Source organism: Flavobacterium sp. 9AF, assembly GCF_902506265.1.
GTDB lineage: Bacteria > Bacteroidota > Bacteroidia > Flavobacteriales > Flavobacteriaceae > Flavobacterium.
In genome coordinates this window covers 610,561-624,998 of record NZ_LR733556.1, presented here as the reverse complement: position 1 = coordinate 624,998, position 14,438 = coordinate 610,561, and the positions used below count along the sequence as shown (strand labels likewise).

Annotated in this window: 11 protein-coding genes, 1 tRNA gene and 1 rRNA gene; 4 read left to right on the top strand and 9 right to left on the bottom strand. The window is 30.9% G+C overall.

Features of this window, described 5'->3' with window-relative positions; translation table 11 throughout:
- Nucleotides 1-2: 2 nt before the first annotated feature.
- From HALO113_RS02995 to HALO113_RS02975, 5 genes are all read right to left on the bottom strand, one after another.
- Entirely contained in the window at nucleotides 3-812 is an 810-nt protein-coding gene (locus HALO113_RS02995) for an energy transducer TonB (RefSeq protein ID WP_159777608.1), read from the bottom strand.
- Nucleotides 813-968: 156 nt separating this feature from the next.
- Nucleotides 969-1,364, bottom strand: a complete 396-nt coding sequence (locus HALO113_RS02990) for a biopolymer transporter ExbD (RefSeq protein ID WP_130733986.1) — start codon at nucleotides 1,362-1,364, stop codon at nucleotides 969-971.
- Nucleotides 1,364-2,068, bottom strand: a complete 705-nt coding sequence (locus HALO113_RS02985) for a MotA/TolQ/ExbB proton channel family protein (RefSeq protein ID WP_159777607.1) — start codon at nucleotides 2,066-2,068, stop codon at nucleotides 1,364-1,366. Before HALO113_RS02985 ends, HALO113_RS02990 begins: the two co-directional genes overlap by 1 nt.
- Nucleotides 2,069-2,115: 47 nt before the next feature.
- Nucleotides 2,116-3,480: a sodium:proton antiporter NhaD gene (nhaD, locus tag HALO113_RS02980; protein WP_159777606.1), complete on the bottom strand. Its 1,365-nt coding sequence runs from the start codon at nucleotides 3,478-3,480 to the stop codon at nucleotides 2,116-2,118.
- Between the two features lie 29 nt (nucleotides 3,481-3,509).
- Nucleotides 3,510-4,736, bottom strand: coding sequence for a Glu/Leu/Phe/Val dehydrogenase dimerization domain-containing protein (locus HALO113_RS02975; protein WP_159777605.1), 1,227 nt, complete (start codon nucleotides 4,734-4,736; stop codon nucleotides 3,510-3,512).
- 174 nt (nucleotides 4,737-4,910) lie between these two features.
- Between HALO113_RS02975 and HALO113_RS02970 the strand changes: the two genes are divergently transcribed.
- Complete coding sequence (locus HALO113_RS02970) at nucleotides 4,911-5,504, top strand: TetR/AcrR family transcriptional regulator (protein WP_159777604.1); 594 nt, start codon at nucleotides 4,911-4,913, stop codon at nucleotides 5,502-5,504.
- 39 nt (nucleotides 5,505-5,543) lie between these two features.
- A complete protein-coding gene (locus tag HALO113_RS02965; RefSeq protein WP_159777603.1) occupies nucleotides 5,544-6,392 on the top strand; it encodes an alpha/beta hydrolase in 849 nt (282 codons plus the stop codon).
- Here the strand turns inward: HALO113_RS02965 and HALO113_RS02960 are convergent.
- Nucleotides 6,385-7,452, bottom strand: a complete 1,068-nt coding sequence (locus HALO113_RS02960) for an anhydro-N-acetylmuramic acid kinase (protein WP_159777602.1) — start codon at nucleotides 7,450-7,452, stop codon at nucleotides 6,385-6,387. The genes HALO113_RS02965 and HALO113_RS02960 overlap by 8 nt on opposite strands.
- Nucleotides 7,453-7,543: 91 nt before the next feature.
- Here HALO113_RS02960 and HALO113_RS02955 point away from each other — a divergent pair, with 91 nt between their 5' ends.
- Together HALO113_RS02955 and nth are read left to right on the top strand one after the other, a co-directional pair.
- Entirely contained in the window at nucleotides 7,544-8,683 is a 1,140-nt protein-coding gene (locus HALO113_RS02955) for an acyl-CoA dehydrogenase (RefSeq protein ID WP_159777601.1), read from the top strand.
- A gap of 72 nt (nucleotides 8,684-8,755) precedes the next feature.
- Complete coding sequence (gene nth, locus HALO113_RS02950) at nucleotides 8,756-9,391, top strand: endonuclease III (RefSeq protein ID WP_159777600.1); 636 nt, start codon at nucleotides 8,756-8,758, stop codon at nucleotides 9,389-9,391.
- 68 nt (nucleotides 9,392-9,459) lie between these two features.
- Here the strand turns inward: nth and rrf are convergent.
- The 3 genes from rrf to HALO113_RS02935 form a co-directional block, all read right to left on the bottom strand.
- Nucleotides 9,460-9,569: ribosomal RNA gene (rrf, locus tag HALO113_RS02945) — 5S ribosomal RNA — on the bottom strand.
- Nucleotides 9,570-11,708: 2,139 nt separating this feature from the next.
- Nucleotides 11,709-11,782, bottom strand: a tRNA-Arg gene (locus HALO113_RS02940).
- A 138-nt stretch (nucleotides 11,783-11,920) separates the two neighbouring features.
- Nucleotides 11,921-14,389 carry a TonB-dependent receptor domain-containing protein gene (locus HALO113_RS02935; RefSeq protein WP_159777598.1) on the bottom strand — a complete coding sequence of 823 codons (2,469 nt, stop codon included), beginning with the start codon at nucleotides 14,387-14,389 and terminating at the stop codon, nucleotides 11,921-11,923.
- Between the last annotated feature and the right edge of the window lie 49 nt (nucleotides 14,390-14,438).

Genomic DNA, 14,438 nt, shown 5'->3' with positions numbered 1-14,438 from the left:
AATTATTCTCCTAATTTAAAATTGACTACCACAAAACCAATTTGTGTTTCAGGAGCATTGGCATCGGCTTGCCATTTAAAACTTTTGGCAGTTTCTAAAGCTGGATTTACCAAACAAGGATTAGTATTTGTAGTTCCCTGACTTCTTTCTGCTTTAATAACATTTCCGCTTCTATTTACCCAGATTTTAACAACCACTTTCCCTTCTTCGTTACAGTCTTGTTGTCTTTTACTATTTCCAGATAATTTTCTACCTGCTAACCCCCAACCTGTTCCGTTACCTGAACCTGTTCCGTTACCTGAACCGTTACCATAAAAACTATTTGCATAAATACTACCATTTGGATCACCTTTATCACCAGGCAAACCGTCATCACCATGACCTCCTTGTGCAGTACCTTCCGATTTTGGACCATTTAAAATACTGCTTAAAGCATTATTGGTTTGTTGAGAAGGCTTAGGTGTTTCAACTTTTGGTTTTGGAGTCTCTTTGGGCGTTTCTTTAGGTGGTTTGGGAGTTTCTTTTTTGGGAGTTACTACCACAGGTGCATCTTCATCTTGGGTTAAAATCTCTTCTTCTACCGCTTTTACTGGTTCACTTACTGTAGGTTGCGGAGCCGATTGTATGGGTTCTGTAGGTTGAATTTCTCCTTGACCTACATTGCTAGTTCCAAAATTAATAGCAATACCATTTTCGGGTGGTGGATCCATATAGGTTAACCCTAGAAAAATACATAATAAAAGTAGTATTGCAAAAATCACACTGGTAATTGCAAACGATTTTTTTTCTTCTGGTGTTTCAAGAAATTTCATTTCTCAGCATTTATGTTTTATACGACACTACTTGTATTACTTCCTATTTTCCTAGCCCTGATAGCAGTGGAAATCCTTTTATTTTTTCTTCAACCAATCACTTAAAGTAGAAAAAATAAAAGATTGCAACGAATAGCAGGAAACAGCTCCAAAAAATTATTTTGGATTAACTGCGACTACCATTTTTATCCCATTCCTATACGCAATATCCATTACGTATACTACTTTTTCATGAGGAACCGATTTTTCGGCACGCAACACTATGGCTTTGTTTTCATTATTTTCTAGGATAGCCAATAATTGATTTTCCAATTGTGTTTCTTCTACCTTATCTTTATCAATAAAAAAAGTTAAATCTTTATCGATACTAACCGAAATATTTTTGTTACTATCAGTTTTTCCTTTTCCTTTTGGCAAAACCAAATCTAAGGCATTCGTAGTAACCATAGTAGAGGTTAACATAAAAAAGATCAACAACAAAAACACGATGTCTGTCATAGACGACATGTTGAATTCCGTTGAAACTTTATTTTTATTTTTACCTAATTTCATTATACGGGTTCATTTAATAAATCCAAGAAATCTACCGCGTTAGCTTCCATCTGATTCACCACTTTATTTGTTTTTACTACTAAGTGATTGTAACCAATGTAAGCAATAATACCTACTATTAATCCTACTACTGTAGTGGTCATTGCGGTGTAGATACCTTCTGCAAGCGACCCCACTTCAATTTGTCCACCACCGCTTGCCATTTTATGAAAAGCAAGAATCATACCAACAACCGTTCCTAAGAAACCAATCATGGGTCCAGCACCAGAAATTGTAGCTAACATACCTGTATTTTTTTCCAGTTTGTACAATTCTAAATTTCCAGCATTTTCAATGGCAGTATTAATATCCTCTAAAGGCTTCCCTATTCTGGAAATTCCTTTTTCGATCAATCGAGCTACTGGAGAATTTGTCTGTGCGCACAACATTTTAGCCGCATCAATTTTTCCAGCAGTGATATTCATTTTGATATTATTCATAAAACTTGCATCTATCTTACTCGCTTTATTAATTGCCATTAATCTTTCAAAATAAAGAAATAAGGCAAAAAATAACAATATAAATAACACAATCATTATAGAAATACCACCTATTCCTCCACTCGTTAATAAATCTATTATGGAAAGTGTTTTTTCTACTGGTTGATCTTCTACTAATGCTTGATTGGCTACAGCTAAACTATCTACTTGAAGGAATATACTCATACAAATTAATTTATAATGGATAACGACAAATTTATTTAAAAATTATATTAATGGACATTTAAAAGAAAATCTCTTAGTAAAATAAATCCTGCAAATCCAGATAAAAAACCTATTAATGCTAACCATCCAATTTTTTTCAAATACCAGAAAAAATCAATCTTTTCCATTCCCATAGCTACCACACCCGCTGCAGAACCAATAATAAGAATACTTCCTCCAGTTCCAGCTGCATAAGCAATAAAATGCCAAGCAGGCTCATCTGTTCCAATTGAAAACATTCCTATACTTGCCGCTACAAGAGGCACATTATCTATAACCGCAGATCCCATTCCTAATAACATTACAACCAAATCAGAAATTTTAGTGGATTCTAGTTCTGTTCCTAACCAAGGCATTGATGTTTCTAAAACTCCAGCGAAATTAAAAAGCATCCCTAAAGATTCGAGTGCAGCTACTGCCATTAATATACCTAAGAAAAATAAAATACTTGGCATTTCAATTTTTGATAACGATTTATGTACTGGACTATGATGAGACGCAGTACCATCACCAGCAGTTGCAGCACCTATAGAGAATTTTGTATGACTAAAATATTCAGCAAAAGCAGCAACAACTGCTAAAGATAGCATCATACCCACATATGGTGGTAAATGTGTAAAAGTTTTAAAGATAGGTACAAATAATATAGCTCCTAATCCTAAATAAAACATGATTGGACTTAATTTCGATTGCTCTAAATCTCCATCTGTATCTTGATCAACATACCCTTTAAAAATTTTCATCCTAGAAGCGATGAATGTGGGTACAGCATAACATAAAATAGAAGGAATTAAAACATGCACTACTAATTGAGAAGCAGAAACTTTATTTGCTATCCACAACATAGTTGTTGTTACATCTCCAATTGGAGACCATGCTCCTCCAGCATTAGCTGCAATAACAATTAATCCAGCAAACCAAAGTCGAATCTCTCTATCTTTAATAATTTTTTGTAGGATAGTAAGTAAAACAATAGTAGCAGTTAAATTATCTATGATCGCTGACAAAACGAATCCTAAAGTGGTAAACAGCCATAACAATTTGACTTTATTTGTGGTTTTTATATATGTTTTTATTGTAGAAAAACCATTAAAATAATCGATTATTTCAACGATAGTCATCGCTCCCATTAAAAAGATCAAAATTTCTGCAGTTTTCCCTAGGTGATGCAATAGAATTCCTTCTAAATGATGAGGAACTAATGTTTTAGACACCGTATCCACTTCAAAAACATCCATATGAGTAACTGCAATTATTGCCCATAACAGAGCCATCATTGCTAAAGCAGGAATTAATTTATCGATTTTTAAAGAATGTTCCATAGCTATAGCTAGATAACCAAGAACAAATATTACTATTAGTAAAATTTCCATTTTTTATTAAGTTAAATTCGGGTTTTGTTTTAGATAAGTTGTTTTAGGGCAATTTCAAAAGCACGAGCGCTTATATTTTTCTTATCTGGACTAAGATTATATACTTTTTGTAAAGCATTTTTAATTACTGTTGAAGTATCTGAAAAAATAGCGTCGTCCGTCATTTGTACTTTTTTCTCCATGAAATAAGCAAAAACTCTAGCCATTCCACAATTTGCAATAAAATCAGGAATTAAACTTACTTTAGAATCTGTTTCTTCCATAATTGCTCCAAAGAAAATTTCTTTATCTGCAAAAGGCACATTGGCACCACTTGATATCACTTCTAATCCAGAAGCAATCATTCGATCTACTTGCGATTTAGTTACCAATCTTGAAGCAGCACATGGAGCAAAAATATGCGCTTCAATAGACCATATTTTTTCATTTATTTCCTCAAAAGGAATCATATTTTGCGCCACTAATTTATTACCATCTTTATTTAAGAAAAGTGATTTAATTTCTTCAAATGTAAAACCATTTTCGTTAATTAATCCGCCATCTCTATCAATAATACCAACTACTTTTGCTCCCATATCGGCCAAATAAAAAGCCGCAGCGGAACCTACATTACCAAATCCTTGAACAATAGCTTTCTTACCTTTCACATCACCACCAAAAATAGAATAATAATGTCTTACTGCTTCAGCAACACCATAACCCGTAATCATATCCGCAACAGTATATTTACGATTCACATCAGGAGAGAAACTCGGATTTTCTATAACTTTTATAACCCCTTGACGTAATTGTCCAATTCTATTGATTTTATCAGCTTCTGTTGGCTTAAAATGACCGTTGAAAACGCCCTCTTGAGGATGCCATACTCCACAGTCTTCTGTCATTGGAATTACTTCATGAATTTCATCTACATTTAAATCTCCTCCCGTTCCATAATAATTTTTCAACAATGGAGAAACTGCTTTATACCATCTTTCTAAAACTCCTTTTTTACGTGGATCATTTGGATCAAAATTAATTCCAGATTTTGCGCCACCAATAGCAGGTCCTGATACTGAAAATTTCACTTCCATGGTTTTTGCTAAAGAAAGCACTTCATTCATATCTAAACCTTTTCTCATACGCGTTCCGCCACCTGCAGCACCACCTCTTAATGAGTTAATAACTGTCCATCCTTCTGCCTCTGTTTCTGGATCTTTCCAATTGAATACTATTTCTGGTTCTTTATTTTCAAATTTTTTAAGTAATTCTTTCATTATGATATTAAAATTGGTAGACAAATTTAAGTTTTTACTTTTTTTTAAAAGGCATTTTTAAAGTAATATTTTCAAAGAGCTTATTATTTAACAATTTATTCACATTATTTTACTGCTTTTAAAAATTTACAACAATTTATTTTTATTTTTAGATACCAATTGGTATCTTTGAACATGAGGAAGCCAGAACAAACGAAAGAAAAAATTTTAAGAGAATCTTCTATACTCTTTAACACTAAAGGTTATAAATCTACTTCTATTAGTGATATAACCAATGCAACTGGATATACAAAAGGAGCGATTTATAGGCATTTTGAAAACAAAGACAATTTAGAAATACAAGCTTATGAAAAGATGGTTCGTTTCATCTTTACCAATTTAAAAACAAAAATTAGGGAAGCAAAAAATACGAAAGACAAACTTTTCATTTTTTTAAATCATTTTGAAAACTATATTATTAATGAAAATTTTGCAGGTGGCTGTCCTTTATTAAATGTTTCTATAGAAGTAGATGACACTAATTACGATTTGAAATACAAAGCCCAAAATACTCTTACCGTTTTTAAAGAAACCATTAAGACCATTCTAACAAATGGAAAAAAACACCAACAAGTTCAGTTAAATACCGATGAAGCACTAGTAGCTTCTGTCATAATAGCTTCATTAGAAGGAGGTATAATGATGAGCAAATTAACACAATCCGAAAAAGACATTAAAAATGTGGTTACACATCTTAAAACGTGGATAGAAAAAGACATTTTATTATAAAAAAATTTAAACAAAAAAATACCGATTGGTATCTTAATTATGAGAAAAAAAATTAAAAAAATTATTCAAAAAAGCGTTGGTTATTATTTTAATGTATTAGCATACATTAGTCCTAAAAAACTCGAAAAACAAGGGTTCCTATTATTTTGCAATCCAATGGCTAAAACAGTAAAATCACATCAATTACAATTTTTAGAGAAGGGTAAAAATGAAATCTTAACTGTTGAAAATGAAAAATTACAAACCTATAAATGGGGAAAAGGTAGTAAAAAAATTGTATTTATTCATGGTTGGGCGAGCCACTCGTTTCGATGGAAATCGTACATTGAGAATCTAATAGAAAATGATTTTACTGTATATGCATTTGATGCTCCCGCTCATGGATTATCCACAGGAAAAATGCTTCATGTCGTATTATATGGAAAAGCTATCAATCAAATGATACTTCATAACCAAGAAATTGAATATATGGTAAGCCATTCTATTGGTGGTTTTGCAACTACTTATTGGTTGAATCATTATAAAAACAATGCAACTAACATTAAAAAAGTGGTAATTATGGGAGCTCCAGGCGAAGCTAAAGATTTTTTTGACTTTTACCAATCTATCCTCGGCTTATCACAAAAAGCAATTGAAATTATTAGTCATTCTTTTACCAAAAGATTGGGACACGAGCCTAGCTATTTTTCTGCTTCAAAATTTGCAACAAACTTGGATAAAGACTGCTTAATTATTCATGATAAAGAAGATAAAGACACCAATCCGAATTATTCGATTCAATTGAACAAAAATTGGAACAAAAGTCAATTAATTTTAACCGAAGGATTAGGTCACAATTTAAAAAGTAAAAATTTAGAACAAAAAGTACTCGATTTTATTCTTAATTAACATTATAAATCACACCTGAACTATGGTCGCGAATAGCTCCAGTTACTGAAGCTAATGTATTATTTTCATTTCTTAATTTTAACACACCAAGAAATCCAAAAATAAGAGCTTCTTTAAATTCAATTAACTGTTTATCGGGTACAACTAAAACAACTTTTGGCAAATAATACTGAATTCTTTCAATTAAAAATTCATGATACGCACCACCACCCGTAATTAAAATTGTTTTAGAATTACTGTTACAATTGTGTGCTATTTGTAAAGCAATATGTTCTACAAAAGTTCTCAAAATAGCTTCAATTGGTAAACTAAAGCTATCAATAATTGGAAATATACATTTATGAACAAATTCCATTCCTAGTGATTTCGGAAAAGGTTCTTTGTAAAATGAGATCTGATTCAATTTTTCAAGTAAATCAATGTCTAAAAGACCTGATTTAGCAATTTTACCCTTATTATCGTATTCCAACCCTAATTGGTTCACATAATAATTCAATACTGTATTAACAGGTGAAATATCATATGCAATTCTATTGCCATTATATTCAAAAGACATATTAGAAAATCCTCCTAAATTCAGGCAATAATCATAATTTGAAAACAATAACTGATCTCCAATTGGCACTAAAGGAGCGCCTTGACCGCCTAAGACCACATCTTGTACTCGAAAATCGCATACTATAGGGTAATTTAACAAACTTCCTAATTTAGGTAAATTTCCAATTTGTAAAGTAAAACCATTCTCTGGCTGATGTAAAATCGTATGTCCGTGGCTACAAATAGCATCTATGTTAACTAAACTATACTTTTCAATGAATTCTAAAATAATAGTAGCTAATAAACCAGTATAGGATTCATTTAAAGAAATTAATTCATTTTTATTAAGATAGAAGCCATTTTTTAATTTATTAACCCATTCTGAAGAGTAATGAACCGTTTCTGAAAACAATATTTTGAAAGACCAATCATCCTTTTTCTCAAAATTAATATAGGCTAAATCTACTCCATCTAGCGAAGTTCCTGACATAACACCTATAACGTTGTAGTTTTCTTTAAACATGGGTTAAAATTACAAATAGTTATTGAAAAATAAGCAATAAATACCTACATTTGGTACGGATTTTAAAAATAATTAAATAGTATTCAATAAAATGGATTTTAAGCTAACCGAAGAACAAATAATGATACAACAGGCTGCGAGAGATTTTGCTCAAACAGAATTATTGCCTGGTGTCATTGAAAGAGATGAACATTCAATTTTCCCAACGGAACAAGTAAAAAAAATGGCAGAACTTGGTTTTCTTGGTATGATGGTTGACCCAAAATACGGAGGAGCAGGTCTTGATAGCATTTCGTATGTTTTAGCAATGGAAGAAATTGCTAAAATTGATGCTTCAGCTGCGGTTATCATGTCTGTAAATAATTCTTTGGTTTGTGCTGGAATTGAAAAATATTGTAGTGAAGAACAAAAACAAAAATATTTAGTACCTCTTGCTAAAGGAGAAGTAATTGGAGCTTTTTGTTTGTCGGAACCAGAAGCTGGATCTGATGCTACATCACAAAAAACAACCGCAATTGATAAAGGAGATTTTTATTTGTTAAATGGTACAAAAAATTGGATTACCAATGGTGGAACAGCATCAACTTATATTGTTATTGCTCAAACTGATGTAGAAAAAGGACATAAAGGTATTAACGCCTTTTTAGTTGAGAAAGGCTGGGAAGGATTTTCAATTGGTCCAAAAGAAAAGAAAATGGGAATTAGAGGATCTGATACACATTCATTAATGTTTTCCGATGTTAAAGTCCCAAAAGAAAACAGAATTGGAGCTGATGGTTTTGGATTCAATTTTGCGATGGCTGTACTAAATGGTGGTCGTATTGGTATTGCATCACAAGCATTAGGAATTGCTCAAGGTGCTTATGAATTGGCTTTAAAATATGCTCAAGAAAGAGTAGCATTCAAAAAACCTATCATGCAACATCAAGCAATTGCATTTAAATTAGCAGACATGCATGTTCAAATTACTGCTGCGAGAATGTTATGCTTTAAAGCTGCTTCTGAAAAAGACAATGGAGAAGATATTTCACATTCTGGAGCTATGGCTAAATTATTTGCTTCAGAAACTGCAATGAATACAACAATTGAAGCAGTACAAATTCATGGTGGTAATGGATATGTTAGTGAATATCATGTAGAAAGAATGATGAGAGATGCTAAAATCACTCAAATTTATGAAGGAACTTCTGAAATTCAAAGAATTGTTATTTCAAGAGGTTTAACAAAATAAAAAACAACAACTTAATTTATAAGAGTTCAATAGTATATATTGAACTCTTTTTTTTATTAATTTTAGAAAAAAATGTTATTTACAGATTGGCAAAAAGAATTACAACCTCTTATTGATACATATAAAGATAAAAAACATCCTTTACATTTTCAAAATAGTTATCAACTTGTAATAATGGTTATTCTTGCTGCTCAAGATTCGGATGCCAATATAAATATTATTTGCAAGCCTTTCTTTAAGATATATCCAGATTTCCAAAGTCTATCTAAGATGACGTTTACCGATCTCGTACTTTATTTCTCAAGTGTAAAGAATTATGCTAATAAAATCAAATGGATTTTAGATACGGCTAGTGCTTTAAAAGACAAACCTATTCCTAAAAGACTAGATGAACTGGTTAAATTAAAAGGTATTGGTCGAAAATCAGCCAATGTTATCTTGAGAGAAACCCATCAAAAGCCAGAAGGAATTATAGTTGACTTACATGTTTTACGAGTAGTGTCTCGATTTGGATTAACTCCAGAATATAAAGATGCCAATAAAATTGAAAAAATCCTTATGAAAAGACTTCCTTATGCAATGTGGAATGATATTGGTATGGCTTTCTCTTTTTTAGGCAGAACCATTTGTAGACCTACAAATCCAAAATGTATTAGTTGTCCAATATATAAAGATTGTGCGTATTTCAAAAACATTTCAAATCTGTAAAAAGAATTCTATTTTAAAAACTATATAAAAACAAAAAACCCTTATCGAATTGATAAGGGTTTTCAAAAGAAAGGCGACGACATACTCTCCCACAAGATTGCAGTACCATCTGCGCAGTCGGGCTTAACTTCTCTGTTCGGAATGGGAAGAGGTGAGCCCCGACGCAATAATCACCTTAAGCTTTTAGTAGCTAGTTCTTAGTGATTAGTAGTTAGTTTAACTAAATACAGGTTACTAATTGCTAATTACNCAGTTAAAGTTTCTGATTTCTTTTGACTAAGAATTTTAATTTTTGTTTTTTGATTTTCTAAATCCTTTTTTAATGTATTGTAATCCTTTTCAATATGCTTTAAATTTTGATTTAATGTATTTAAATTTTCATTAGTTAAAACAAAATCATTGTATTCTTTACTAAATAGTTCTAAACGATTTTTTTCGGTTGTTATTTCAGATAATTTGTTTTCAAATATTTTCTTGATTTTTTCCCATTCTAAATTATCTGCTAATTTATTTTCCCTTAAAGTTTTCTGTAAATCTTTAAAATCATTATTAAACCATAATGAACAAACTAAATTGTTTCTGTTTTCTTTATTACCCAAAACAGCCGAAATAATCCCCCAATTATTTTCGTTTATACAATTTTCTGCTACTTCTTTAAAATAGGAAATATCATTTTGATAGATTTCTGAAACTTCTTTTTTTAAAGGTAATTCTTTTGAAATGTTTTCGACAGCACCATTATTAGAAGATGCTATTACAATACCTCCGTTAGAAATTGATTTTACAGGTTTGTAAATCCAAGGCGAATAATTTTCGTTAATTTCAATTTGTCCTACCTTTTCAAAAGCATCTGAAGGGTTTGATATTTTAAATAATTCTTTCGCTCTACTCACAATTATGGGAGCAATAATATCTCTTAATAATGTTGTTTTCCCAGTGCCAGGAGGACCATTTACAGAGAATAATCCAGATTGATTCTCATTTTTCAATTCGTTAAAAATCGAATTTACCGCAAATTGCTGCATTAAACTTAAAGTATATTCTGATGGCCAACAACCATCAGGAATATTTCTTGGCGATAAAGTATCTTTTAATTTCTCAATATTTTTTGATACATCAATTCTTTCAGAATGGTGGTTTAAGCTTCCGTCTATATATTGTTTAAATGCTTTTGGGATTGATTTGTCACTATAATTAGTAATGATTTTTTCTAAGTCTTTTATATAAAAACTATTGAGAATATCACTTGTTGGTTTACTATCTTTATTGTTTTTAGGTTTGAATTTTTCTATTCGTTTAACATATATATCTTTCTTAGGTTTTATGCTCCAATTACATTCTTTTTCAACCTTGTCTTGAAATTGTATAAGTTGACTAATATTTAAAATTCTTGATATTTTTTCAATTTCACCATATGAGTTAGTAATTGTCTCTTTAAAAGTTAATTCAATGTATTCAAGTAATTCATTTTTAATATCATCAAAATCTTTTTCCCAATTATTATTTTTGATTTTATCTTTTTCAAGTTGACTTAATGCCCAAGGAAGAGTAGAGATTCCGAAAGAATCATTTATGTATTTTCCATTTTCATCCAATTTTAAGGAAGCATAGCAAATTTTTGAACTTCTAAAATTTTCATCTTTTTCTTTTATTTTGAAATATTCATTTACAAAGTCATTGACATCTTTAGAGTCAAAAACACCTAAAAAAATAGAATACTCAATCGTTTTATTTTGGTCTTTAGATTTAAGAGGGATTTTCCAATATTCATTGTCGGTTAATAATTCAATACTATCTTCCAATGTCTTTGGTGCTGATGCAGGGCTAAAATGTTCTAATTTATGCCAACAAGACAATATTTTTTGATGTTCATTCATTTAAGTGCTGTTTATTGTATTATGATGCACAATGTCTATATACTCGCTACGAAATAACGTCAATCTACTATTTTGATTTAATATGAAGTTCACTTCTCCAAATTTACCCTATCACTTTTAAAATTCCTATACGTATAAATACGTATTTTGTACTGTTTTTAGTACGTATTTATACGTACAAGGTTATAAATAGTAGTCGAATAAATTCTTGGGAAAAGTAAATAATCTTTCTCAACCGGTTTTACGGTTTTCCGTAATGGGTAAAAAATCTTTTTTATTTACTTGTTATAAGATAATTTGTGTAGAATAGGGCACAAGGCTATTGAAAGCGTATTTGGCTTTAAAAAACAAAGTTGAATAATTAACGGCTAAATGTCGGTTAAACTAAAAATTAAAAAACCCTTAAATCTTGATATTCAAGAGTTAAGGGTTTTTATTTGTGACCTCGACAGGATTCAAACCTGTAACCTTCTGAGCCGTAATCAGATGCGCTATTCAGTTGCGCCACGAGGCCTATTTGAGGGTGCAAATATAGCTATATTAAATTAATTTGCAAATCAAAAAAAGAAAAAATAATAAAAGAAATGCAGTTCTTTTTTTAAGTATCTCAACCTGTGTGATTTACTTTTAAAAGAACTGCATTGTTTTTTATTTATCCCATAAATTCATCTCCACCACCATCATCTTGTCTTCTTTGATTGTCTCTTTCATTTTTCTTTTTGTTGAATCGGTAAGTGAAAGAAAGAGTAATTTGTCTTTGTCTCCATTGAAATTCAGAATAACTGCTTACACTTTCTAAATTAGTTTCGGAACGTCTTTTTCTCGAATTAAACAAATCACTCACATTTAAAGCAACTGTTCCTTTGTCTTTTAAAACATCTTTACTAAATGCTAAGTTTACTCCAGTCATCGATTTGGTTTTTCCTTGTGCATTATTTTGGGGTGCCATATAAGTTGCATTGGCCTGCCAATCTATTTTATAAGGTAAGGTAATTTTAGAAGAAATTCTTGAAAACCAACTTGTAGCTGTATTATCAAAATTTTGAACTATCACTTCATCTAAATAATTGGTATAAGTATAATCTCCTTTGGTTTCGTTTCTAAATAAATTAAAATTGGTATTTATTTTCCACCATTTGTAAGGAGAATAATTAATATTAAATTCAAATCCGGCTCTAATTTCTGTAGCTAAGTTAATAGGAGTCGATTCGATAACAGGTACACCATCTACAAATACTCCCGATTCTCTTCTTATAAATTGGAAAGAATCATCGGTTAAATTAACATAAGCTGAGGTGTTAAAAGTTAACTTGTTCCATCTTTTTAAGTAACCAAGATCAATTGAATTTGTATAAGCTGGGTTAATATCTGGATTTCCTCTAAAAATATTAATTTTACTAGAGTAACTTGAAAAAGGATTTAAAAAGCGACCTCTTGGTCTGTTGATTCTTCTACTATAGCTTAAACTTACGTTGCTGCTTTCTGAAAATTCATAATTGAAAGTAGCAGTAGGGAAGAAGTTGTTGTATTTTTTTGTATTGTAATCATTTGCCGATATCGAATTTACTTCAATATTGCTGTCTTCAAATCGTAGTCCAAGGAAATAAGATAATTTATTTATTTTGGAACCATATTGTACATAAAAAGCATTGATGTTTTCTTTGTATTCTAATAAATTAGAATATCTTTCATTTCTAATCCAGTTACCAGAAACACCTAGAGAATCAATCTCAAAATCGGTTAGGTTTTTCTGAAAACTACCTCTGTAACCTGCTTCAAAACGAGCATTTTTCCCTAGAGGTAAAACATAATCGGTTTGAAAAAGATTTCTTTTTTGATCTTGAGGGTTTAATGTCCTTTCAACAAATAAGCTGGTTGGGTTGTCTATAATTTGATCATAAATAATTGAATTTTCTTTTTCTCTATTTTGAGAGAAAGCCATATCGATGGTTAATTTATGATCTTCTTTTTTAAAGTTTTTAGTGAAATTAGTTGCATATTCAAAGGTCAAATCTTTACTTCTTTCATCATTAAAACGATTTCTAGTAAAGGTTGCGTTTCTATTGGTGTCATAATTATAAAAGAATACCTCTTCAGGATTTTCACCTCGGCTATTTTGAATAGTTAGCGAGTTTGTCCATGTAGCCGTTTTGTCCAAAAATAATTCGATACCAAAATTAGAATTATATCCTTTATTTAAGCGTTCATTTGTTCTTCTTTCATCGATAAAAATACTATTTGGATTTGCAGAAGGACTTAAATAATGAGCATCTGTTAACGAATTACCTAAACTGGTTCTATAATTGTAACCTATATTTGAAAATAGGTTAAATTTTTCACTTCTAAAGTTTAAACTAGAATTAGCACTATAACTTTCTGGATCACCTGCAGAAACAACAAAAGAACCGTTTAATCCTTGAGCTTTTCCTTTTCGTAAAACAATATTTATTATTCCACCTCCACCTTCTGCATCATATCGAGCCGATGGATTTGTGATTACTTCTACTTTTTCAACAGCATCTGCAGGTAAGAGTTTTAAAGCATCTGCAATATTGATACCTGCTAAACCAGATGGTTTTCCATCAATTAAAATACGCACGTTTTCATTTCCTCTTAAAGCAACATTTCCTTCTGTATCTACGGTAACTGAAGGAACGTTGTCTAAAACATCGCTTACCGTTCCTCCTTTTACAATCATGTCTTTGCCCACGTTGTACACTTTTTTATCTAACTTTATTTCTACAGTGGAACGTTCCGCAACAACTTCTACACTTTTTAATTGTGCGATATCTGCTTCTAAATATAGGGTACCAAAATCGGTATTTGTATTGTATGTTTTATTTTTAAATTCGATGGTTTTGAATGAGATGTATTCAAAACGAACATTATAGGTACCTGCTTGTACTTCAAAAGAAAAATTACCATTTAAATCGGTTACACCGCCATTTAGTTTTTCTGGATTATTTACATCTTGAAAAACAACCGTTGCGTATTCTAAAGGTAATGAGGTACCTTTTTCAAAAATTTTTCCAGAAATTGTAATTTTTTTTACATCTGGTTTTTGGGAAAAAACCAGGGTGGTTACTAGTAGTAAGGAGAAAAAATGTAGTCTTTTAAACATGATTGAATTAATTAATTTCCATATAAGACAGCAAATTTATACTTAGGTT

What these genes read in the sequence shown, in the direction of transcription:
- nth (WP_159777600.1), top strand. Translation starts at nt 8,756, where the DNA reads ATGTTATTTACAGATTGGCAAAAAGAATTACAACCTCTTATTGATACA.
- HALO113_RS02935 (WP_159777598.1), bottom strand. Translation starts at nt 14,389, where the DNA reads ATGTTTAAAAGACTACATTTTTTCTCCTTACTACTAGTAACCACCCTG.
- HALO113_RS02955 (WP_159777601.1), top strand. Translation starts at nt 7,544, where the DNA reads ATGGATTTTAAGCTAACCGAAGAACAAATAATGATACAACAGGCTGCG.
- HALO113_RS02960 (WP_159777602.1), bottom strand. Translation starts at nt 7,452, where the DNA reads ATGTTTAAAGAAAACTACAACGTTATAGGTGTTATGTCAGGAACTTCG.
- HALO113_RS02995 (WP_159777608.1), bottom strand. Translation starts at nt 812, where the DNA reads ATGAAATTTCTTGAAACACCAGAAGAAAAAAAATCGTTTGCAATTACC.
- HALO113_RS02985 (WP_159777607.1), bottom strand. Translation starts at nt 2,068, where the DNA reads ATGAGTATATTCCTTCAAGTAGATAGTTTAGCTGTAGCCAATCAAGCA.
- HALO113_RS02990 (WP_130733986.1), bottom strand. Translation starts at nt 1,364, where the DNA reads ATGAAATTAGGTAAAAATAAAAATAAAGTTTCAACGGAATTCAACATG.
- nhaD (WP_159777606.1), bottom strand. Translation starts at nt 3,480, where the DNA reads ATGGAAATTTTACTAATAGTAATATTTGTTCTTGGTTATCTAGCTATA.
- HALO113_RS02965 (WP_159777603.1), top strand. Translation starts at nt 5,544, where the DNA reads ATGAGAAAAAAAATTAAAAAAATTATTCAAAAAAGCGTTGGTTATTAT.
- HALO113_RS02970 (WP_159777604.1), top strand. Translation starts at nt 4,911, where the DNA reads ATGAGGAAGCCAGAACAAACGAAAGAAAAAATTTTAAGAGAATCTTCT.
- HALO113_RS02975 (WP_159777605.1), bottom strand. Translation starts at nt 4,736, where the DNA reads ATGAAAGAATTACTTAAAAAATTTGAAAATAAAGAACCAGAAATAGTA.